The organism is Acinetobacter sp. DMC2 (assembly GCF_056314305.1).
Genome location: NZ_JBQUYP010000006.1, coordinates 243,781 through 266,179, shown reverse-complemented (window position 1 = coordinate 266,179; position 22,399 = coordinate 243,781). Strand labels below are relative to the sequence as shown.

At 40.5% G+C, this 22,399-nt stretch carries 26 protein-coding genes; 19 read left to right on the top strand and 7 right to left on the bottom strand.

All coding sequences use genetic code 11. From position 1 onward, the window contains the following. Positions 1–86 precede the first annotated feature (86 nt). The 4 genes from ACT53H_RS14650 to ACT53H_RS14635 all read left to right on the top strand — a co-directional run bounded on the left by ACT53H_RS14650 (position 87) and on the right by ACT53H_RS14635 (position 3,466). On the top strand, positions 87–947 hold the full coding sequence (locus ACT53H_RS14650) for an EamA family transporter (protein WP_476009515.1): 861 nt from the start codon (positions 87–89) through the stop codon (positions 945–947). 203 nt (positions 948–1,150) lie between these two features. Continuing rightward, positions 1,151–1,783 carry a hypothetical protein gene (locus ACT53H_RS14645; RefSeq protein WP_476009514.1) on the top strand — a complete coding sequence of 211 codons (633 nt, stop codon included), beginning with the start codon at positions 1,151–1,153 and terminating at the stop codon, positions 1,781–1,783. 33 nt (positions 1,784–1,816) lie between these two features. Then, the gene (locus ACT53H_RS14640) at positions 1,817–2,881 is read left to right on the top strand and encodes a catalase family peroxidase (RefSeq protein WP_476009513.1); all 1,065 of its coding nucleotides are present in this window, start codon (positions 1,817–1,819) and stop codon (positions 2,879–2,881) included. Positions 2,882–2,893: 12 nt separating this feature from the next. Continuing rightward, complete coding sequence (locus ACT53H_RS14635) at positions 2,894–3,466, top strand: cytochrome b (RefSeq protein WP_476009512.1); 573 nt, start codon at positions 2,894–2,896, stop codon at positions 3,464–3,466. A gap of 66 nt (positions 3,467–3,532) precedes the next feature. Here the strand turns inward: ACT53H_RS14635 and ACT53H_RS14630 are convergent, their stop codons facing one another. Beyond that, positions 3,533–3,817, bottom strand: coding sequence for a DUF1330 domain-containing protein (locus tag ACT53H_RS14630; RefSeq protein ID WP_001277471.1), 285 nt, complete (start codon positions 3,815–3,817; stop codon positions 3,533–3,535). Positions 3,818–3,879: 62 nt separating this feature from the next. Continuing rightward, positions 3,880–4,542: a GntR family transcriptional regulator gene (locus tag ACT53H_RS14625; RefSeq protein WP_224991619.1), complete on the bottom strand. Its 663-nt coding sequence runs from the start codon at positions 4,540–4,542 to the stop codon at positions 3,880–3,882. A 152-nt stretch (positions 4,543–4,694) separates the two neighbouring features. Here ACT53H_RS14625 and ACT53H_RS14620 point away from each other — a divergent pair, with 152 nt between their 5' ends. From ACT53H_RS14620 to ACT53H_RS14575, 10 genes are all read left to right on the top strand, one after another. Continuing rightward, the gene (locus ACT53H_RS14620) at positions 4,695–5,297 is read left to right on the top strand and encodes an amino acid synthesis family protein (protein WP_000420415.1); all 603 of its coding nucleotides are present in this window, start codon (positions 4,695–4,697) and stop codon (positions 5,295–5,297) included. Continuing rightward, positions 5,266–6,057, top strand: a complete 792-nt coding sequence (locus ACT53H_RS14615) for an alpha/beta fold hydrolase (protein WP_031947970.1) — start codon at positions 5,266–5,268, stop codon at positions 6,055–6,057. The genes ACT53H_RS14620 and ACT53H_RS14615 overlap by 32 nt, the downstream gene beginning before the upstream one ends. Positions 6,058–6,087: 30 nt before the next feature. Next, entirely contained in the window at positions 6,088–7,020 is a 933-nt protein-coding gene (gene tgnA / locus ACT53H_RS14610; RefSeq protein WP_476009511.1) for a flavin-dependent trigonelline monooxygenase reductase component, read from the top strand. A 2-nt stretch (positions 7,021–7,022) separates the two neighbouring features. Continuing rightward, positions 7,023–8,060 (top strand): flavin-dependent trigonelline monooxygenase oxygenase component, encoded by a 1,038-nt coding sequence (gene tgnB / locus ACT53H_RS14605; RefSeq protein WP_174730175.1) that lies wholly within the window; start codon positions 7,023–7,025, stop codon positions 8,058–8,060. 11 nt (positions 8,061–8,071) lie between these two features. Beyond that, positions 8,072–9,541 carry a (Z)-2-((N-methylformamido)methylene)-5-hydroxybutyrolactone dehydrogenase gene (tgnC, locus tag ACT53H_RS14600; RefSeq protein ID WP_476009510.1) on the top strand — a complete coding sequence of 490 codons (1,470 nt, stop codon included), beginning with the start codon at positions 8,072–8,074 and terminating at the stop codon, positions 9,539–9,541. A 137-nt stretch (positions 9,542–9,678) separates the two neighbouring features. Next, complete coding sequence (locus ACT53H_RS14595) at positions 9,679–9,822, top strand: hypothetical protein (protein WP_440202185.1); 144 nt, start codon at positions 9,679–9,681, stop codon at positions 9,820–9,822. Between the two features lie 24 nt (positions 9,823–9,846). Next, a complete protein-coding gene (locus ACT53H_RS14590; protein ID WP_353154721.1) occupies positions 9,847–11,253 on the top strand; it encodes a purine-cytosine permease family protein in 1,407 nt (468 codons plus the stop codon). 25 nt (positions 11,254–11,278) lie between these two features. Next, positions 11,279–12,448 (top strand): hypothetical protein, encoded by a 1,170-nt coding sequence (locus ACT53H_RS14585; protein WP_476009509.1) that lies wholly within the window; start codon positions 11,279–11,281, stop codon positions 12,446–12,448. Between the two features lie 137 nt (positions 12,449–12,585). Then, entirely contained in the window at positions 12,586–14,043 is a 1,458-nt protein-coding gene (locus ACT53H_RS14580; protein ID WP_476009508.1) for an NAD-dependent succinate-semialdehyde dehydrogenase, read from the top strand. Then, positions 14,040–14,423, top strand: coding sequence for a carboxymuconolactone decarboxylase family protein (locus ACT53H_RS14575; RefSeq protein ID WP_000064100.1), 384 nt, complete (start codon positions 14,040–14,042; stop codon positions 14,421–14,423). The genes ACT53H_RS14580 and ACT53H_RS14575 overlap by 4 nt, the downstream gene beginning before the upstream one ends. A 224-nt stretch (positions 14,424–14,647) precedes the next feature. Here ACT53H_RS14575 and ACT53H_RS14570 read toward each other — a convergent pair whose 3' ends face one another. The 3 genes from ACT53H_RS14570 to ACT53H_RS14560 are packed head-to-tail and all read right to left on the bottom strand — an operon-like array spanning position 14,648 to position 16,573. Beyond that, positions 14,648–15,295, bottom strand: coding sequence for a DsbA family oxidoreductase (locus ACT53H_RS14570; protein WP_476009507.1), 648 nt, complete (start codon positions 15,293–15,295; stop codon positions 14,648–14,650). A 13-nt stretch (positions 15,296–15,308) separates the two neighbouring features. Next, a complete protein-coding gene (locus tag ACT53H_RS14565) occupies positions 15,309–15,953 on the bottom strand; it encodes an NAD(P)-dependent oxidoreductase (RefSeq protein ID WP_476009506.1) in 645 nt (214 codons plus the stop codon). Between the two features lie 2 nt (positions 15,954–15,955). Further along, positions 15,956–16,573: an FMN-dependent NADH-azoreductase gene (locus tag ACT53H_RS14560; protein WP_174730156.1), complete on the bottom strand. Its 618-nt coding sequence runs from the start codon at positions 16,571–16,573 to the stop codon at positions 15,956–15,958. Positions 16,574–16,682: 109 nt separating this feature from the next. Between ACT53H_RS14560 and ACT53H_RS14555 the strand changes: the two genes are divergently transcribed. Then, positions 16,683–17,081 carry a winged helix-turn-helix transcriptional regulator gene (locus tag ACT53H_RS14555; RefSeq protein ID WP_200028847.1) on the top strand — a complete coding sequence of 133 codons (399 nt, stop codon included), beginning with the start codon at positions 16,683–16,685 and terminating at the stop codon, positions 17,079–17,081. Positions 17,082–17,274: 193 nt separating this feature from the next. Here the strand turns inward: ACT53H_RS14555 and ACT53H_RS14550 are convergent, their stop codons facing one another. Beyond that, positions 17,275–17,712, bottom strand: a complete 438-nt coding sequence (locus ACT53H_RS14550) for a DUF2147 domain-containing protein (RefSeq protein ID WP_004793326.1) — start codon at positions 17,710–17,712, stop codon at positions 17,275–17,277. Between the two features lie 516 nt (positions 17,713–18,228). Here ACT53H_RS14550 and ACT53H_RS14545 point away from each other — a divergent pair. Continuing rightward, on the top strand, positions 18,229–18,699 hold the full coding sequence (locus ACT53H_RS14545; RefSeq protein ID WP_476009505.1) for a Csu type fimbrial protein: 471 nt from the start codon (positions 18,229–18,231) through the stop codon (positions 18,697–18,699). Positions 18,700–18,794: 95 nt separating this feature from the next. Further along, entirely contained in the window at positions 18,795–19,223 is a 429-nt protein-coding gene (locus tag ACT53H_RS14540; RefSeq protein ID WP_476009504.1) for an MAPEG family protein, read from the top strand. 124 nt (positions 19,224–19,347) lie between these two features. Here ACT53H_RS14540 and ACT53H_RS14535 read toward each other — a convergent pair whose 3' ends face one another. Beyond that, positions 19,348–20,262: a LysR family transcriptional regulator gene (locus ACT53H_RS14535; RefSeq protein WP_476009503.1), complete on the bottom strand. Its 915-nt coding sequence runs from the start codon at positions 20,260–20,262 to the stop codon at positions 19,348–19,350. 134 nt (positions 20,263–20,396) lie between these two features. Here ACT53H_RS14535 and ACT53H_RS14530 point away from each other — a divergent pair, with 134 nt between their 5' ends. Together ACT53H_RS14530 and ACT53H_RS14525 are read left to right on the top strand one after the other, a co-directional pair. Continuing rightward, positions 20,397–21,785, top strand: a complete 1,389-nt coding sequence (locus ACT53H_RS14530; protein WP_476009502.1) for an amidohydrolase family protein — start codon at positions 20,397–20,399, stop codon at positions 21,783–21,785. A 24-nt stretch (positions 21,786–21,809) separates the two neighbouring features. Beyond that, positions 21,810–22,268 carry a DMT family transporter gene (locus tag ACT53H_RS14525; RefSeq protein ID WP_476009501.1) on the top strand — a complete coding sequence of 153 codons (459 nt, stop codon included), beginning with the start codon at positions 21,810–21,812 and terminating at the stop codon, positions 22,266–22,268. The last annotated feature ends 131 nt before the right edge of the window (positions 22,269–22,399 follow it).

Below are 22,399 nucleotides of genomic sequence, written 5' to 3'. Positions count from 1 at the left end.
GTTATTTAATCGTTTTATTGAGTGAAATAGAAGAAATATATTGATTACATAGAATTAAAATTTCAATCATTCCCAGAGCGGTAAATATGATGATTGAGACAAACTCCAAGCAAGGCATGGCATTTGCAGCCGCATTTCTATCTTTAATTTCTGTGCAAATAGGTGCATCAATAGGAAAAGCCCTTTTTCCAATTCTTAGTGCAGAAGGAGTGACCTTAACTCGACTTGCTTTAGCAGCATGTTTTTTGTGGATTGCCTTTAAACCTTGGAGAGACTGGAATAAACAGACCAATTGGAAAAATCTAATTATTTATGGGGCAATTCTCACTTTAATGAATACTTTAATTTATAAAGCATTTTCTTATATGTCTGTTGGAATCGCGATTTCCATCGAAGTGTTAGGTCCACTTACGGTTGCTATTTTAATGTCTAAAAATAAATTAGATTATTTTTGGGGCGGGGTATCGCTTATTGGTTTGCTTCTTTTACCCATGGGCAATTCAAATAATAACTTCAGCTTTATTGGTATGACGTATGCTCTATTGGCAGCAGTAGGATGGGGGCTATATGTTATTTATGGCTCTAAAGTTGCACAAGGTGGCGGAAGCTCGGTTGCAACTGGAATGTTCCTAGCAGCTTTGTTTGCAACACCTTTAGGTGCATCTCACATTATCCATATTTTTGATAATTATAAGATTCTTCTTACATGTTTGCTCATGGCGATGCTAGCGAGTGCGATTCCATTTATATTAGATATGGTTGCGATGAAAAAACTGCATCCGCGAGTTTTTGGAATATTAGTGAGTGCATCGCCCGCGGTGAGTGCTTTGGCTGGATGGCTAATTTTAGATGAACGATTAAATCATTTTCAGATCCTTGGAATAGCAATTATTATGGCATCGTGTGCAGGATGTTCTTATTTCTCCTATAAACGTAATACTGCATAAGACCATTCATTTATGATGACTTAGGTCTAAAAGCTAGATGAATCGATTTGAAGGGGGAGAGAAATAATAAATAGAGCCCCCCTTAAAAAGGCTACCTCTGTACAAATAGAATATAAAAACAGCAAGTATCACTTACTGAAGTGCAATTTTAATCTGATTGATATTTATACAATATGATTACAAGATCACAAGGATATGAACTGATGAAATTTCTAAAATTTCTAACTTTTAGCACGATTCTTACGTTGTCCGCGCATAGTTATGCGACAGTGAGTGGTGGACAAAAAATTGAAGTATTGGGTTATCAGCAAAAAGAGAAAAAACTTTATGTATTAAGACACTATGAAGATGGTCGAGGACGCCTACCACAACTATATTATTATCTATTAAATAGTAAATCGCCTGACAAACTTATTAAATTTAAATCTCTCTATATCAATCCAAAAACACATAAGATTGATTATGATCAAGATGGTATAGCGTTTAATAAGGCTCTCAATAAAATTAAAAAAAATTTAACCCCTTTGATCGTAAGTAAGAGTAAGACTGTAAAAATTCAGGCCTTAAAAACTCAGCAGAATCAAATATCATCTTGGTTTGATCCTTCAGAAAAGATCACGCAATATAAAACACAATATGTTGTAAAATCGCCGTCTTTACAAAGTAAAACGCACATTGCGGTTCATTACACCAAAGCAATAAAAATTTCCCAAAATTATAGCGTGCCTAAACAAAATAAGAGGTTGGTTGTCGTTAAATATCTGGGGGTTCCAGAAGAAACTGGTTACGATATTGAAGACCCTGTTTTACTACTACCTAATCAAAATCTTCTTTAGGGATGCAACCATACAATTTACACAGGATTAATAATGAATAATTTGAATTTTAAAACTCTAAAAAAGTATTGGTTGCCATTTGTAGGTATTGCTTTAATCGCGGGTTCTTTAGTATTGGCATTTGCTTGGGTCGCTGGTCTATTTGGACATCGAACCACAAGCAAAACATTTTTGGGCGACTCATTAAGTAAATTTGATCCCGGATATCGACGTGCACACGGTAAGGGTATTTGTTTTGATGGCATTTACCACAGTAATGGTGCAGCGGCAGCACTCTCTAAAGCGACTGTATTTGCCAAGTCTGATATACCAGCAATTGGTCGATTTTCTATTGGAAGTGGTAACCCGCATGCGGCAGATAATTCTACAGCAACAGTGAGTATGGCTTTATTGCTTTCCGCAGCTGATCATTCACAATGGCGCATGAAATTAAACAACTTTCCCTATTTCCCTACGCGAAATGCTGAAGGTTTTTTAGCGCAGCAAAAAGCATTTAAACCAGTTCCATCTACTGGTAAACCTGATCCAGCCCTTGTTGAGGCTTTTCTAAAAGAATATCCCGAAGCGCGTAAATCTATTGAACAAAAGGCAAAGATGCCATTAACCGGTAGTTTTAGTGGCGCAGAATTTTATGTGGTAAATGCATTTATATTGCGGGCCGCCAATGGACAAGAACAGCCAGTGCGTTGGTCTATGCGTCCTCATTCAAAATTTATTAGTCTAACCAAAGAACAACGTGATCAAGCTGGCCATGATTTCTTATTTAAAGACATCAAAAAACGTTTAGCTGAAGGGCCGCTGTATTGGGATTTAGTTTTGCAACTTGCCGAGCCGGGAGACCCAGTGAATGACCCATCTCAACCTTGGCCAAAAGAACGTAAAGAAGTTATAGCGGGAACATTGGAAGTCAAAAATGTGACTGAACAGGTAAATGGTGTTTGCCGTGATATTAACTTTGACCCAACCTTGGTTCCACCCGGAATTGAGTTATCAGATGATCCGGTACTCGCAGCACGAGCAGGTATCTATGCGCAGTCTTACAATGCTCGCTTACGTGAAATTGGATTTGGCAAAGCAACGGATGCCGTGGGTAAATAGGAGAGATCAGCCATGCAAAAAAAATCTAACGATAATGCTCCACGTCATTTTAATTTGACTGCTCGAGTACTACACTGGGTTATGGCAGTAGCGATTTTGGCCATGCTATTTATTGGTGTTGGAATGACAACCTCAATCACTTGGCGTCCGTGGTTAATCGATATTCACCGTCCTTTAGGAATCGCAATCTTATTGTTGGTCATCGTAAGATTAATAAATCGACTCTATTTTCCAATTCCACCTTTGCCGCCGACTGTACCCCGTTGGCAGGCGTTTATTGCCCATGCATCACATTGGCTACTTTATCTTTTGATGTTTAGTTTGCCATTGCTCGGATGGGCAACGCTTTCGGCAGGTAATTGGCCTGTAACGTTATTTCCGGGTTGGGACCTTCCACCAATCGCTCCAACCAACTCTACGCTCTATGCATGGTTTCGCACTCTACACGGAGTTTTGGCTTGGCTGTTATTTGCTGTCGTTATTGGTCATCTGTCTGCTGCGTTATTACATGCATGGGTTTATCGCGATGGCGTATTCTCAAGTATGGCTTTGGGGTCTTCTTCTAAAAAAGAGGAAGCTGATTAGTTTGCTAGTCGATCTAACCACTTAAAAAAGAATTGATTTCTCAAGCAGAGAAATCAATTCAGCAATTTAAATCCCTTCAACAAAACTCACCATAACATCACAGCAGCCTTGGCGTTTACTTTTGGCAAGCTGATATTCAGGTGAAAAATAACATTCACGTGCGGTTTCCATATCTGGAAACTCAATGACCACGTGACGTTCAAACTCTTGTCCTTCTAAAACTTCTGAGGCACCGCCACGGGCAAGAAACTTGGCACCGTACTTTTGAAAAGCTTGCGGAGCAGTGGCCATATATTGTTTATATTGTTCCATATCATGAATAGTGACATGAGCAATCCAGTAAGCAGACATATCGTATTTCCCTATAATTTATTAAATAAAGGTCTATTTACCTTTTCCTAAAATTTGCGATTTCACGCATCTAAAATATTTTTTGCGACAGCAGCAGCTTCGGCAATATGTTCAGCAACCGCTTGTTTTGCCTTTTCAGGGTCTTTGTGAAGATAGATGGCTTCACACATATTTTTAATACGTTGATAACCTGAAATTTCACGTTTTGTCGATTTCATGGTCATGGCACGAAGACGGCTAATTCGGCCATTTAAACGTTGCACCACTTCCCATGCAATATGATGATTTGCTGTAGCGAAGATGGTTTGATAAAGCTGGGTTGAGGTCGCAATAATTAGATTGATGTCATCGGCAGCAAAAGCAGCTTTAAGATCTTCTAATAGAAGTTTTAATTTTTCAGCAGTTTTATCATCGAGGTTTTTAGTGCAGTCAACCACAGCACTTTGCTCTAACAAAAGACGAATTTCATAAATTTGTGAAGCGATGTCCCAGTTAAGTAGCGAAACGATAGGGCCTTTATTTGGCAAAATCTCGACTAAACCTTCTGCTTCTAAATAACGAATCACTTCGCGAACCACAGAACGGCTCACGCCGAGTTCTTCACATAACGTTCTTTCAACCAGTCTTTTTCCTGAAGGGAAATAGCCCGTAATAATGGCATTGCGCACTTTATCTAAACACAGCTCTCGTAATGTTACGGGCGGGTTTTCAATTTTAAGATTCATAAATAATTAAATTTTCCTGTTTTTTAACATGTTGAGTTTCATCACATGTTTTTCAATAAAAATTAGCATAGCAAACTCTTGCTTTTTTTTCAGTATGTATTATGGTATACCATAATACGAATGACAAGATAATTTACTTGCAAGGAAGAGCAATGGAACTCATACGTAAAACAGTGCTTCATGTAGAAACCACTTATGTAGATGGCGGCAAAGAAGCAGCAAAGCCTTTAAAAATGGTGGCAGCCGCAGCGGTTATTAAAAATCCGTGGGCAGGGCAAGGTTATGTAGAAAATCTAACACCGGAAATTCGTCGTATTGCGCCGATCTTAAGCGAGCATTTAACCAAGCTTATTCTTGATGAAGTCGGTTCGGGTGAAGCTGTTGAAGCATTTGGTAAAAGTGCAGTGGTGGGCTTAAACGGTGAACTTGAACATGCATCAGCTTTAATTCACACCTTACATTTTGGTAATACTTACCGTAGTGCTGTTGGTGCGAAATCTTATTTGGCATTTAACAATACCCGTGGCCCAGCAAACGCGCCGATTTTAATTCCAATGATGGATAAAAATGACGAAGGCCGCCGTTCTCATTACTTAACATTGCAATTTGCAATTCCAGATGCACCTGCTGCCGATGAGCTGGTTGTTGTAATTGGTGCAGCAACAGGTGGTCGACCACATCATCGTATTGGTGATCGTTATAAAGATTTGGAAGAGTTAGGTCATGATGTCAAAAACCCTGCAGCTGTCAAATAACCGTATTGCTCACTATTTTGAGCAAGGCGAAGGAGAGCCTCTGGTTCTGATCCATGGAGTGGGAATGCAAGCTGCGGCATGGTATCCACAAATTGAATATTTTTCTAAACATTATCATGTCATTTCAGTAGATATGCCGGGACATGGTCAAAGCACCAAATTACCGGCAGACGCAAAATTACAAGATTTTGTTGAATGGACCATCGAATTTATTACCGCCTTAAATTTAGGGCCTGTAAATTTAGCGGGGCATTCAATGGGCTCGCTAATTACTACAGGTGTTAGCGTTACCCGTCCTGATTTAGTTAAACGGATGGCGGTGCTCAATGGTGTATATAAACGTACAACACAAGCGCGTAATGCCGTGATCCAAAGAGCTGAAGAGTTAAAAACAGGTCGTATTGATGTTGAGACTCCGCTACAGCGCTGGTTTGGTGAAAGCGAAGTCGAGCGTATAGCGGCAGCCAAAGTGAAATCATGGCTCGAAAATGTCGACTTGTCTGGTTATACCACTGCATATTCTGCTTTTGCGCAAGGCGATGAAACCTATGCAGATGACTGGTCAAAGATTACTTGTCCTGCTTTGGTGTTGACCGGAACGGATGATCCTAACTCAACTGCAGAAATGGCTGTGCAAATGGCGAATCAGGCAAAGCATGGCACTGCAATTGTCATTGAAAATGAACGTCACATGGTGAACTTAACTGCACCTGACAAAGTGAATAATGCAATGCAAGCGTGGTTGGAAACCAGCGTTTAAATTGCCACACATTGCTGAAGGAATATAACAATGAGTGAAATGGATACTATTAATAAAATACGTGAACTACGCGATGCTTTCGGGTCATTTATGACGGGCGTTACCGTGGTCACAACCTGTAAAGAAGATGGAACGCCACTTGGCTTTACAGCAAACTCTTTTGCTTCGGTGTCTTTGGACCCAGCTTTACTTCTAGTGAGTATTGCCAAGACATCAAGCAATTATCATAACTTTGCAAACACACCTCATTTTGCAATCAATATTTTGGCAGAAGAGCAAAAGGATGTTTCAAATACCTTTGCCCGTCCAAGCGAAGACCGTTTTGCAAATCTTTCATGGTCAAAAAGTGCTTGCCAAAACCCACTGATCGATCATGTCAGTGCATGGTTTGACTGTACAACTTATCAGGTTGTCGATGCAGGTGACCACGCTATTTTAATTGGTAAAGTTGAAGATTTTGCTTCGACAGGTTTTGCAGGTCTTGGTTATTATCGTGGTGGATATTTCACTCCGGCCAAACTTTCTGCCGAGGTCATCTCTGGTCCTAAAGTGGTAATGAGTGCGATCATTGGTCATGAAAATACTATTTTGCTTGAAGAAACTGCCGATCATAAATGGACTATTCCACATGTGATGGTAGATAAAGACGGTGCCGATAAAGCGCTTGAGAAAATCTTTGCAGAATATCAGCCAGATGCTTCTGCCAACTTCATTTACTCTGTATATGAAAACGTTGAAAACCAGCAGCAATATATTTCATTTTTATGCAACACACCCGTAGCTCAAGCCACTAAAGGTCAGTTTGTCGATTTAAATGATCTTGAAAAGCTAGAGTTTGTAGACGGTGCTTTAGAAAGTATGCTGATGCGCTATCGCAAAGAAAACCATCTGAAAACGTATGGTGTTTATTACGGAAATCAGACAACAGGTACAGTTCGTCAAATCGTTAAAGAGGAAGTTTAATCATGCGTTTTTCATTATTTGTGCATATGGAACGTGTTTCTGATCAGCAAACCCAGAAGCAGCTTTATGATGAAATGATTGAGCTTTGTCAGATTGCAGACCGTGGTGGTATGCATGCGGTTTGGACAGGCGAACACCATGCCATGAACTTTACCATTGCACCAAACCCATTTTTAAATCTGGTTGATTTAGCGAATAAAACCAAAAATGTTCGTTTAGGTACAGGCACGGTGGTAGCACCATTCTGGCATCCGATTAAACTTGCAGGCGAAGCTGCAATGACCGACATTATTACCAATGGTCGTTTAGATATTGGTATTGCTCGTGGTGCATATTCGTTTGAATATGAACGTATGGTTCCGGGCATGGATGCATGGAGTGCAGGTCAGCGTTTACGTGAAATGATTCCTGCCATTAAAAACCTTTGGAAAGGCGATTATGAGCATAACGGTGAATTTTGGCAGTTTCCAAAAACCACCTCAGCACCTCAACCGCTTCAACAACCGCATCCACCAATCTGGGTTGCTGCTCGTGATCCAAATAGCCACGAATTTGCTGTGCAAAATGGCTGTAATGTACAGGTAACGCCTTTGCATTTAGGTGACGAAGAAGTTGAAAAGCTCATGGGACATTTCAATGCAGCTTGCGAAAAGTTCAATAAAATTCAGCGCCCTGAAATTATGTTGCTTCGCCATACCTATGTGGCAGATAGTGAAGAAGATGCTCAATTGGCAGCAGATGAAATCAATACCTTCTATAACTATTTCGGCGCATGGTTTAAAAATGAGCGTGAAATTAATCAAGGTTTAATCGCACCTTTAAGTGCTGAAGAAATTGCTGCACATCCTTTTTATACACCAGAAGCGATGCGCAAAAATAACGTGATTGGACAGGCCCAAGAAGTGATTGACCGCTTAAAAGCTTATGAAGCGATGGGTTACAACGAATATTCTTTCTGGATTGATACGGGCATGAGCTTTGAACGTAAAAAAGCCTCATTAGAACGTATGATCAATGAAGTTATGCCGGCATTTGCATAGAGGCGAATATCATGACAGCAGATTTTCAGCTTTATATTAATGGTCAGTTTGAATCTGGTGCAGCGACTTTTGAAAGTATTAATCCTGCAACGGGTGAAGTCTGGGCACACATGCCGGAAGCTCGAACCGATGAAGTCAATCGAGCAGTTCAGGCCGCATCAAGTGCGTTAAAAGCACCGGCTTGGGCAGGTTTAACTGCTTCACAGCGCGGTAAATTGCTCTATAAACTGGCTGATTTAATTGAAAAAGCTGCACCGCAATTAGCTCAAATTGAAACCAGTGACACGGGCAAAATTATTCGTGAAACTTCGAGCCAGATTGCCTATGTCGCTGAATATTATCGCTACTATGCAGGTATTTCCGACAAATTAGAGGGTAGTTTTCTACCGATTGATAAGGCAGACATGCAAGCATGGATTGTTCGTGAACCAGTAGGTGTGGTTGCTGCAATCGTTCCTTGGAATAGTCAGTTATTTCTATCGGCAGTGAAGGTGGGGCCAGCTTTAGCGGCAGGTTGTACCGTCGTGCTAAAAGCATCTGAAGACGGCCCTGGACCATTATTAGCTTTTGCCAAATTAGTTCATGAGGCGGGTTTTCCGGCTGGAGTGGTCAACGTGATTACGGGTTTCGGACCTGAATGTGGCGCCGTGTTGAGTAGTCATCCGGATGTTGCCCATGTTGCGTTTACAGGTGGTCCAGAAACCGCTCGGCACATTGTGCGTAACTCGGCTGAAAATCTTGCAAAAGTTTCACTCGAATTAGGTGGCAAATCTCCATTTATTGTATTTGCTGATGCAGATATTCAAAGTGCGGTAAATGCTCAGGTCGCTGCTATTTTTGCGGCCACTGGGCAAAGTTGTGTGGCAGGTTCACGTTTACTAGTTGAAGAAAGCATTAAAGATGAATTTGTTCAGCGTTTGGTTGAGCGTGTACAAACCATAAAAATTGGTTTACCTCATGAAATGGCAACCGAGTTTGGGCCACTTTGTACCTTACGCCAACGCCAAAAAATTGAGCAAGTCGTTGCAAGTTCAATCCAGCAAGGCGCAAAACTTCTTACTGGTGGTAAAAGCCTTGAGCGAGCAGGGTATTACTATCCACCGACCATTTTAGATTGCACCGATGCACCTCAAGCAGATTGCATTACAACCGAACTATTTGGTCCTGTTTTATCGGTAGATAGTTTCAAAGATGAAGCGGAAGCTCTGCAAAAAGCCAATAGCACGCCTTATGGGCTGGCGGCAGGCGTTTTCACCACCAATTTAAGCCGTGCGCACCGTATGACCAAAGTCATTGGGTCGGGAATTGTTTGGTTAAACACTTACCGCGCTGTTTCTCCACTTGCGCCTTTTGGCGGACATGGACTTTCGGGACATGGGCGGGAAGGTGGCGCAAATGCGGTTCTAGATTACACCGCTACCAAAACAGTTTGGTTACGTACCTCAGATGAGCCAATTGGTGACCCATTTGTCATGAGATAAGTCATGACTTGAGGCATGAAAATATAACGGGATTTTAATTTCAAGGATGAAAAAATGAATCAGTCAAACCCAGTAATCGCCTAAAGCTTTAAATAGTTGAAAACGTAAAACTAGATATATCGATGCTTAATTAAGTATTGATCGGACTGGCTTTACCTTTTTCTTGGCTAAAACAACACAAACAGATAAATGAGCTGTTTGTAAAAGGAAATAAAAAGATGAAGCCGAGTCATATTGAAATGACTTTGGCTGGGCAGATTTTTTTGATGTTGAGGAAATGAATTCCTCAAAGAGAGATTAAGGATATGAGCCAAAACGAAAATAGCAATAATGCTTTCGCTATCGAAAGTCATTCTATTGATTATGTTGCTCCCTCTGAACGTAATGGGAAAGTTCGCGATCTATTCACATTATGGTTTTGTACCAATATTGCACCGCTTGCCGTCATTACGGGTGCAATGTCCATTTTAACCTTTAACCTCAATATCGTAAGTGCATTGCTTGCGATCTGCTGCGGACATTTTTTTGGTGCAGCGATTTTGGCTTTAACCTCTGCACAAGGTCCGCAGGTCGGCATTCCTCAAATGATTCAGAGCCGCGCACAGTTTGGGCGTTATGGGGCATTGCTGGTTGTGCTGTTTACCACCCTCATTTATTTAGGTTTTTTCATCTCTAACATTATTTTGTCAGGCAAAACCCTGCATACCGTTGTTCCTGCCATTCCAGTGCCGACCGCGACCGTGATTGGCGCAATTGCAGCAACCACAATTGGCGTAATCGGTTATCACTTTATTCATAAGTTCAATAAAATTGGAACTTGGTTTATGGGTGGTTCGTTGCTCATCGGCCTCATGATTATGGTGCCGCATATTAATGCAGATGTACTCGCTAAAGGCTCTTTCAATATGAAAGGCTGGTTTGCCATGTTTGGGTTGTGTGCTGTATGGCAAATTAGTTTCTCGCCTTATACCTCAGATTATTCACGATATTTACCGAAGTCGATTGGTATTTATAAGCCATTTATCTTTACCTATTTAGGCGCATCGTTAGGAACTATTTTTGCGATGGCATTTGGTACGATTGCGGTCAGTATTGGCTCAACCACAGATGCGATGGAAGCGGTAAAGTCGGGTACTGGGCTGTTCGGTTATGTCCTTATGATTTTGTTCTTATGCAATATCATTGGTCATAATGCCATGAACCTATACGGTGCGGTTCTGTCTTGTATTACCTCTATTCAGACTTTTGCAGGGCAGTGGATGCCAAGCCGAAATATCCGAGTTGTGTTATCAATCATTGTGTTAGTTCTAGCGACTTTAACGGCACTTTGGGCATCAAGTAACTTTATTAGTTTCTTCTTGAATGTGATTTTTGCTTTGTTATTTATTTTGGTGCCATGGGTGTCTATTAATTTATTAGATTTCTATGTCGTGAATAAAAAGTCTTATGACATTCAATCGATCTTTGCACGTGATGGTGGTATTTACGGCAAATTTAATGCAAAAGCGCTTACGGCTTATTTCATTGGGATCGCGGTACAAATTCCATTCTTAAAAAATGCGTTTTTCACAGGTGCATTGGCCGATGTAATTCCAGATGCGGATATTTCTTGGGTCATTGGATTGGTGGTGAGTCTGGTGGTGTATTACGTCTTTAATCTAGGAAAGATTAAATGTTCAACACCCGCATTAAACGCAAAATTACCTCAATAAGCATTGTAGTGAAAGGAATCTCACAATGAAAAAAAGCTATTTACAAGCGGCTCTAAGCGCAGCATTGATGGCCGTAATCTATCCAAGTTACGCAGGTGTAAGTTTTGGAGATACCGATGGTGAATACGGTAAACTCACCGTATCAGGCTATGTTCGCGCTAACTATCAAGATAAACATTATGGCGAAACTGCTTCTGATCAAAAAATTCGTTTTGATGCTGCGCAGTTAAAACTGGACTACGAGCGTGGGCCGTTATTTGGCCATGCGGAATATCGTTGTTATCAATATGACCGTCTATGTGATTTTTCAACGTTGGTTGATGGTTATGTAGGGTACAAATTAAATAAAACAGATCAGGTGGTGGTAGGTGTTCAGCCGATTCCATTTGGGCCGGGCCGTTTCTGGGGCAATAGCCTATATGGAAGTATGAGCACAACCGCAGGTTTAGAAGATGTTCATAATCTTGGTTTGAATTATCATTTTGAATTGCCGACAGCAACCAAATTTGATGTGGGGTATTTTGCGGTAGATGGTGGAAACTACACAGGCTCTACCCAAGATTCAGGTCGTTATACAGCAAACTACGTGAGTTCAGATGATCCGAATAAAACCGATTTGCAAGAAAAAAACATGTGGGTGGGCCGAGTGACTCAAGATGTAAATCTTGGAATTAATGGTTTAACCACACAGCTCGGTGGTTCATATTGGACATCGGATATTGAAAATAAAGCCGCTTCGAGTGATGGCCACCGTCATGCATGGGCACTTTTTGGTAAAGCCAATTATAGCAATTTTAATGTCACCCTTACAGGCGGCAAAAATGATGTAACTAATCAGGATCAGCTTAATCCTAATCAGTCACTCATGGGTTCTTACGACACTGAATATTATGTCGCGAACAAAGGAACGTTCTATACCGCAGACGTGGGCTACTCTTTCAAAAATGTTAAGCAGATCGGAAACATTACGCCGTACTTTATGTACAGTCAGTACGACAAAGATCAGGACAATATGAAAGATTCGGTTCGTAATATTATTGGTGTATCTATTGACCATAAACAACTATCTTTGGTGGCTGAATATATCATGAGTAAAAATGACCCGTTCATTGGTGGGACTCAAGATTCATTGGCACAAGGGGATGATAACCAGTGGAATAAGTTGCTTAACTTAACGCTGTTTTATTATTTCTAAAAACATTTAAACATTCGGGCATGCCGAAAATTTTTTAAATTAATTTTTGGTATGCCATAATACAAAGTTGATGGTGAGCTATTTAATTTATATATCGCTCCACTATCAATGCAGAAGATCTCAACAGGATAATGATCATGCAGCTTAATAAACTCGCTTTATTTCGTCAGCAAGCCTTTGTTGCTGGAAAATGGTGCGATGCAGACCATCAACAAACATCCGAAATTTTAAATCCGGCGACATTAGAAGTGATTGGTACTGTCCCAAATATGGGTAAGGCTGAAGCCGAGCGTGCCATTGAAGCTGCCAAAGAAACTTGGCCGTTATGGAAAAATAAAACAGCAAAAGATCGATCAATTATTTTAAAAAAATGGTTCGATTTAATTATTTCAAATGCAGATGACTTGGCTTTTATTTTAACAAGTGAGCAAGGAAAGCCTTTAGCCGAAGCCAAAGGTGAAATTTTATATGCTGCAAGTTTTATTGAATGGTTTGCCGAAGAAGCAAAACGAGTTTATGGAGATATTATTCCAAGCCCATATCCCGATGCTCGTATTGTTGTAAATAAACAGCCTATTGGTGTCGTTGCAGCCATTACGCCGTGGAATTTCCCCGCTGCCATGATTACGCGCAAAGTGGCTCCAGCCTTGGCGGCAGGTTGTCCTTGTATTGTAAAACCAGCACCTGAAACGCCTTTTACTGCTTTGGCTTTAGTTGACTTAGCTGTACAAGCTGGCGTGCCTCCTGAAATTTTTAGTGTGATTACGGGCGACGCGGTTCATATTGGTGATGCGATTTTTGAAAGTGATGTTGTACGCAAGTTTACTTTTACCGGTTCAACACCCGTCGGCAAAATGTTGCTTGAGCGTTCAGCAAAAACCTTGAAAAAAGTTTCCTTAGAGTTGGGTGGCAATGCGCCGTTTATTGTATTTGATGATGCCGATTTAGATGCAGCAATTGAAGGAGCGCTCATTGCCAAATTTAGAAATGCAGGGCAAACCTGTGTCTGCGTCAATCGATTCTTGGTGCAGGCTGGCATTTATGAAAAATTTATTGCTGCTTTGAGCCAAAAAATTCAAAACTTTAATATTGGTAATGGATTAGAAGAAGGGCATGACATTGGGCCATTAATTAATGCCAATGCGGTGAAAAAAGTTGAAGCCCATATTCAAGATGCTTTAGATAAAAATGGCCGTCTTGTGATTGGTGGTAAAAAGCATACAGCGGGTGAGTTATTTTTTGAACCGACACTGATTGCAGATGTTACCGCAGATATGGACGTTGCAACCCAAGAAACGTTTGGCCCACTAGCAGCCGTATTTAAATTTGAAAACGAGCAACAAGCGGTAGAAATGGCAAACGCAACTGAATTTGGTTTAGCCGCATATTGTTATACCAAAGATTTAGGCCGTGCTTGGCGAATGAGTGAACAGCTTGAGTACGGCATGGTCGGAATTAATAAAGGCCTTATTTCAAATGAAGTTGCGCCTTTTGGTGGAATTAAACAGTCTGGTTTGGGGCGTGAAGGTTCTAAATACGGTATTGAAGATTATCTGGAAATTAAATACACCTTGTTTGGAGGATTGAATATATGAGTAATGAAAAATTTGAAAAGGGTTTAGCAATCCGTAAACAAGTTCTTGGCGAAGAATATGTAAATAATTCAATCAATAATGCCGATGAATTTAATCTTCCTCTTCAAGAGTTAGTGACTGAATATTGCTGGGGAGCTGTTTGGGGACGTGAAGAGTTAAGTAAGCCTGAGCGCAGTTTAATTAACTTGGCAATGATTTCAGCTTTAAATCGTCCACATGAATTAAAACTACATGTTAAAGGTGCACTTCGAAATGGCGTACCTAAAGAGAAAATTCGTGAAGTGCTTTTACAGGTAGCTATTTACTGTGGCGTGCCTGCTGCTGTAGATAGCTTTCGTATTGCTAAAGAAGCAATCAAAGAATTTGAATCTGAGCAATAATCTTTCAGTTTGAATATTAAAAAATCCTTGTTCAAGTGTTGCATCGCAGTTTCAAGGAAGCTCGATGCCTACGCTATAGGAGTGGTATTAATGGCTTAATTATGCGATCTACTTTATCCATTAATTTGGACAATTCTTTTACTTTAATCACACCTCATGTTGGATGAGAGTGTGGTGTGGATGAATTATTGGAAAGTTGAGTAGATGCGTAATTAAATGTCTTTTTAGCTAACGGATGTCTGGTTTTGCAGGAGAGCTTTCTCTATGGCAAAAGCGATTTCATCCTCACTTCTTCCGCCATTAATTTCAAATTGTTCAGCAAAAATAAAGTGTGGAACCGAACGCACACCTTGCAACATCGAGTTCTCAGCCTCGTGTGCTACGCGTGCATACCATTCTGGATCAGTGGCAATTGAAATGGCCTCATCGTGTTCAAACCCGTAAGAGAGAGCAACATTGGCCAGAATATTCACATCAGCAATATTCTGTGCACCTAGGAAATATGCCTCAGTAATAGCGACTGCGAGTTTATGCTGAGTGCCTTTTTCACTTGCTGCCATGATCAGTGCATGAGCTGCTTGAGTGGGATAGGTATAAAGTTGACGGCTAAGATCCAGCTCTAACCCAGATTTAAGTGCTTCAGTTTCAACTCTTGCAAATGAAGACTTTGGGTTAGTTACCCCATATCTCTTTTTGAGTAAATCTGGAATATATAGACCAGTCACGGGTACATGGGAGAGTAATAGGACAGGGTGATGCCGAATATTGGTGACAAGCGTTGGAAACCGTTCTCTCAAAACTTTATTGAGTCGATATTGACCAATAAGACACCACGGGCAGCTAATTTCAGTGTAAAGATCTATTTGCAACATACGGGCGTCCTCATCAACGATCTGCAATAGCAGGTGCAGCTCGAACAAAAGCTTTATCTACAATTTGATTGACTAAAAACTTAGCAAGATTACCTCTAGAGAGCTTAGTGCCGAGGTTGGTTTTTCCATACCAACCCACAGTCACATTGCCGTCACTAGGGCCATCTTTAAGATTTGGAATACGAACTAGTGTCCAGTCCAAGTCTGAATTGGCAATCAATTCGCCAGTCGCCTTGATGTCCTCATAGCCCTTGCGCGCGATAACCTTGAACAGCAGGGCAAAAGCATGTGCTTTTAAGGCAAATTCATCTTTTGGATCACGATAGGCAGCGGTAGAAATCTGAATAAGGCGGTGCACACCTGCATGCTTCATCGCGGCGATGATATTGGTCAGGCCGCGCATGACTGGTTTATCGCCTTGCACTTTAAGACCGTTTGGACCAAGGGCACTAATCACCACATCGGCACCATTGATGCATTTTGCAATGGCATCTTGATTACTCAAGTCACCGACAACGATTTCGACCCGACCTGCGAACGATTCGAGTTTCTTAGCATCGCGTGTATAGACGGATAGTGAGTAGCCTTGCTTTAAGGCTTCTTCAATAATGTGCTTTCCAGTCGGGCCAGTTGCACCGAACAATGCAATGGTCTTCATGGTTATACTGCTCCCGCCAAAATGGTCTGTACGGCTTTCTCGGTGTTTTCAATGGCAATTTTGGCTGCGTCGGGGCCAGAAACCGTGCCTTCAACACGTACCACTTCAACGTCTGTTAGGCCAATGAAGCCGAGCATGTGAAGTAGATAGTTGGTTTGAAAATCGAACTGCGCCCAAACACCTTCCGAGAACACACCACCCGCGGCGGTAACGAGGTAGACCTTCTTACCAGTCAGCAACCCTTTTGGTCCATTATCGCCATAGCCAAAAGTGACACGTGGCCAAGTGACGTAATCAAACCAAGCTTTGAGTTGTGAGGAAGGGCCGAAGTTAATCATTCCCGACCCAAGCACAATTACGTCAGCAGCCTTTAATTCATGAATTAACTCTTCGGCGATTCCTACTGCTTCAGCTTGCTCAGGTGTTCTGTCATCTGACGCCATGATGCGTCCTTGGATGTAGGCTGGTGTAATGTGCGGCGGTGGATTCGTAGCGAGGTCGCGCACCGTTAGCGTATCATCCGAACGAGCTTGAATACCTTCGGCTATCTCTGTTGCAAATCGGGTGGATAGACTGTCAGCACCGCGTGGACTAGATGTGATTAAAAGAATATTACTCATGATAGCCTCTAAGGTTAAAATAATTACTAGGTAACTAATAATTACTGAATTACTAATTGATACTATTCATGGTATATTCACTGTTCAATCTTCACAAGAAGGCACATTCATGTTACCGAGTCACACCAATTTTCCTGATGAGATGCCAGACCCGAATATAAATGGGTGCCGCGCGACCCGAGAAATTCTGGATCGAATTGGAGATAAATGGAGTCTTTACATTATAGCGTCGCTTGCTAAAGGTACGATGCGTTTCAATGAATTAAGACGGGGTATCGATGGCATTTCCCAACGTATGTTGACCTTAACTTTACGAGGGCTTGAGCGTGACGGATTGGTGAGCCGAACAATGTATCCAACCATTCCACCCCGAGTCGATTATGAGTTGACTGAATTGGGCCAAACATTATTGGTGCCTGTCATGGCATTAGTGTCTTGGGCGGATAACAATCAACTCGCCATTAAAGAAGCGCATGAACGCTTTGATGAAAAGTCGGATACTGATTAAATTTATAAGAACTTAAAGTATTTTTTAATTTTGCGCTGTTGAAGCTCATTATTTATGTATTGGTCTTTAATTAATGAATTAGGTCTCTCTTATTCAAACCAAGACTTTTAGAAAATTACATGGCTTTTGAGCTAAGTGATGACTTCAAAAAACCATGCAATTTATAGATAAAGGCTTTTAACAATCTAGAAGCTTACTTAATTCGATACCACGTTTGGTTTCGGCCAATTGCAGAGATACCAATGTATCCACGAGCGATAAGTTTTTCGCCATCTGGTGATACAGTTACACTAAATTTATAAGTCTTATCTGACTGTGGGTCGAGGATAGATCCTTTGTCATATTTATTTTGACCGACACTTTTTAAATTTTTGACGATGGTTAAACCAATTAAAGATTTGTTTTTGTAGGTACCTTCACACATCGTACATTTGTTGGCTTCAGCCGGAACAAGTATTTTTTCAATGTTCGCAGATAGATTGCCATTTTTGTCTTCGCTAAATCTTACCAATGCTCTTGGTTGATTAGTTGCATCATCAATGGTTTTCCAAACACTGCCATGTAGTTTGTCCGAAGCAAATGAATGAATCGAATAAAAGCTAAGTAAAAGTAAGAGTAAATATTTTTTCATATCAATCATTTCTCAAATTAAAAATGGATGGTTTTAAAGGTCTAAATTATTAATTTTAAATTTAACTTCACAGTTTTCTTAATATTGAATCTATAAGATAAACAATATGTAAAGTTATAATCTATTTGTGGGGATATTATTTTGATCAATTTATTTATGCAATTGCGAGAAAGGACAGAATTATTAAATAAGATATTAAAAGCTGATTATTAGATTATAAATTGTTAAGAGTTTTAAAAGTATGGGGTGAGTAAGCAGACATATATTGTAATAAATGATGACAAAATATATGTATAAGAGAAACAAAAACATCAACTAATTTTTAAATTAGTTAGATTGCGTGTAATTCATCACAAATTATAAAAATAATATTGAAATCATGTGATTAGTATAGATTGACAGTGAGTAATATTAAGTCTTATAACTAAACAATCCTGAAACTGTTTCTTTAAGAGAAACAGAAAAAACACAATATAAAGATGAATAGACATTAGAACAAAAAGTTAAGGAGAAGAAATGAAAGTCCTTAAATCCATATTATTTTCTCTTATGGGAATGCTGATAATAACTAGTGCAGATGCTGGAAATACATCTACATCATTAAGGGTCAGTTTAACAATTATTGAAACATGTGATGTTTCAACACAAGGAAACTTGGATTTTGGTTCAGTGGTTCGTTCTCAGCCAGTTGCTGGGGCAGCAACCAATATATCTGTTCAATGCACCCAAAATACGCCGTATCAAGTGGCGGTAACTTCAGACAATAACTTTGAACTTAAATCTGCTGCAAGCACAGCATCTGTTGCATATGTACTGTATCAAGATGCTGGTCATACTCAAATTTGGGGAGGGGCCGCAGATAAACTACATTCAAGAATTGCCACAGGGATGAAAGAAAATATTCCGATTCATGGGATAATTACATCGAGTACCAATGTTCAGGCAACCAAGTATGAAGATTGGGTCCGTGTGAATGTCATCTATTAAAAGTGGATAGATTACTCAAGGAGTATTTATTTAATTAATAATGTGATAAATATTATATAGATATATAAATTATGATTTTTCCCTAAGAGAAATAAATGAATAGTCTTGTAGATTTTTACGCATTATGTACGGTTTTACTATTTGTAAAAATGTTTGGAATATCTGCATATCAAGGATATTACAGAATTAAAAATAAGGCTTTTAAGAATATAGAAGATGCTGGATTTTTAAAGGTACCAGCATATTCTGCTGAGCTACCACAAGTGGCTAGAGCCCAACAGGCTTGGCTGAATGATTTAGAAAATATTCCAATTTTCTGGGTATTGGGTGCTTTATGCATTTTTTTAAATACCGATTTCACCATCACAAAGTGGTTATTTTTTATTTTTACATTTTCTAGAGTCACTCATACTTTGACATATCTAACTTCTATGCAGCCATGGCGCACAATTTCATATAGTGTGGGAATACTTTGTTTATTTATTATGGCGAGTCAGATCATATATAGAGTTATTTCTTTCTAAAAAGTGAATGTTTTCTAAATAAGGCTGTTTCATATAGGTCCTTTCAGTTGGAAGTAATATATATAATTAGTAGTAACTTACTGTAAAGAAATACTTTTAATTATGAAGCCTTAAAAATAACCCTTTAAATTGAGCCAGATTGTTGATCACTTATTAGCTCTGCCATCCAGTCTGCAAATACGCGCACTGCGGGTGAAAGAAACCGCTGATGCGGATAAAGTAAAGTCACAGCAACAGGTGGTGGGCACCACTCTTGTAATACTGCGATGAGCCTCCTTTCTTTTAAGTGTTCTATCACAATTCTTTCAGCAAGTTGAGCGAGTCCGTATCCCTCAAGGCACATTTTTATATAAAGTTCAGTTTCATTAACAGCAACCGTACCTTGCATTTGTACAGTTTTTTTCACTTCGTTTCGTACAAAGCGCATTTCACCCGCATGTCTGTTGTTCCCTGAAAAATAATGAATAGCTCGGTGATGTGCTAAATCATCGGGAGTTTGTGGAGTTCCTTTCTCTTTTAAATATAGTGCCGAAGCGCATGTTACCCAGCGGAACTCACCAAGAGGGTGGGCAACCAGCGTGGAGTTCTCCAAATTTCCCATGCGAATCACACAGTCCACACCTTCCTTAATAAGGTCTACTTGTCTATCGCTGACACCTATCATGAGGTAGATATCGGGATAACGCCGTTGAAATTCTTGTAGATTTGGCATAATCACCGAATGAGCTATGCCCGCAGGAATATCAACTCGTAATCGACCTTGTGGCTGTTTGATGGCGTTAGTCAGTTTGGATTCGGTATGTTCAATCAGGTCGAGTATTTCTCGGCACTGGGTCAGATATTCTGTACCCTCTGGTGTTAGGCTCACCCGTCTTGTTGTTCTGTTTAACAGACGTACTTGTAAATATTTTTCAAGATTTTTAACTGTGCTGGTCACTGTCGAGGCAGGTAGGGAAAGTGCTTCTGCCGCATGGATAAAGCTTTCAGCTTCTGCCACCCGAACAAAAATCTGCATTGCATGAATACGATCCAATCTCATAGCTTTATCCCAATACTATCCGCATATTCTTAGATTATTCGTTTTCACTGAATAATAAAAACAGTTTAACCAGCTTTTTCAGCCTTATCGCTTCAGATAGATTTTCAGCATATATTTGAGAAGTTGGAATAATGATGACTGATTACAACAGAAATATAGTGCAGCTGACTGGGTCTTCACCAAATAGAACGCTGATTCGCGGGGCGACGATCCTAAGCATGGATAGCGTGATTGGGAACATGGTTCGCGGAGATATTCTTATCGAGAACGGCATAATTACTGCCGTGGGTGAAAATTTAGAAGCCGAAGGTGCAGCTATTATTGATGCATCCAATATGATCGCGATGCCGGGTATGGTTGATACACATCGACATTCATGGGAAGGGCAACTACGACGGATTAATCCCAATGCGGAAACGCTAGAAGACTATTGCAATGCGACACACTATTCTTTCGCCAAGTACTATCGTCCAGCAGATATGTATATTGGTAATTTGCTGACAGCACTAGGTTGTATAGATGCGGGGATCACAACAGTGATTGATAACTCGCACAATAGCCGCAGTGCTGCCCACTCTGATGCGGCAGTTGAGGCCTTACTTGATGCGGGTATTCGTGCTGTACACGCTTCAGGTGCACCAGTATCAGGAGATTGGGACAGAGCGAACTGGCCTAATAACCTCGCACGTCTTCAAGAAAAATATTTCAAAAACAGTGAAAACAGTCTGGTATCCCTAGCCGCGATGGCTCAGTTAGAACCTGAACTTTGGGCCGAAGCACGCAGGCTAGGTTTGCCAATCATTACCGAATTTTTTGGTGGTGAAATGGCTGCTGCACTAGAAGGATTACATCAACAAGGATTGCTAGGACCAGATAATATCTTTAACCACTGTACCTCGCTGCCAGATGCTGGATGGGAAATTTTGCGTGAGGCGGATGTGCGAGTAAATGTATGCCCACGATCAGATGCTCACTATGGCATTGAGGAGGGTATGTTTGCCATGCAGTCTGCTTTACGTCACGGCATTAGACCTGGTTTGAGTGTAGATAATGAAACATCTTACAGTGGCGATATGTTCATGGAAATGCGCGTAGCATTTTACTTACAACGTGTAATGGGTATGCACCAAAACAAATGTTGTGGTTCAGCACATTCGCCAGTGACCTTTCAGACACAAAACCTTCTAAAAGCTGCGACGGCTGATGGTGCTGCTTGTGCAGGTCTCCAAGAAAAAATCGGCAGCCTGACACCCAGTAAACAAGCTGACCTGATATTAATTCGAACAGATGACATTAATCTTTATCCATCAAATAATGCTTTTGGCACCGTGGTTCATGCAACTGAACGCAGTAATATCGATACGGTGATGATTGGCGGACGAATCGTTAAACGTGACGGTAAAGTTTTGGGTGTAGACAGCGAGCGACTTCGTGCAGCGATTGATGAATCTCGCCAGCATCTTTTTGCTGCTGCTAGTTATGTTCCAGATATTTTTGCCGAGACGTTTCTACCTCTTGAGTAAGTTGTATAAGAGGGAGCAAACAATATGTCTATAAATGTTATCTATTACCTCATGGCTTTTGGTGCTGGGCTGGGGATCACTCTACAAACCACATTGAATGGTCAACTGGCTAAAGGTATAGGTGGGGATTCTGTCGCTGCGGCATTATTTTCATTTACTGCTGGTGCGGTATGCCTTGGGTTTTATTCTCTGGTTCGAGGCGGAATAGCTTCTTCACTGATCGCTATTCCTAATCAACCATGGTGGAGTCTTATGGGCGGAGTTCTAGGTTCTTGCGCATTACTGAGCTACGTCGTCCTTGCACCTAGAATCGGGTTATCGGCTTTGCTGGGGCTGGCAATTGCTGGACAAATTATCTCGTCATTGTTGATTGATGATTTTGGATTACTAGGGGCGGCCGAACGACCAGTTTCCATGTTTAAACTATGTGGAACACTGGTCATGCTGATAGGTCTAGGGATTGCTCTTTTCGGTGACAGATAAGAAGTTTTAAACCAGTATTTCTAATAGAGCAGAATGATCTGAGATTTTACGCTAGTAAATAGCTAGGGAAATTAAAAAATACTGTTTAAAGACTTCTTTAAACAGTATTAATTTTTTTACTAAAAATGTAA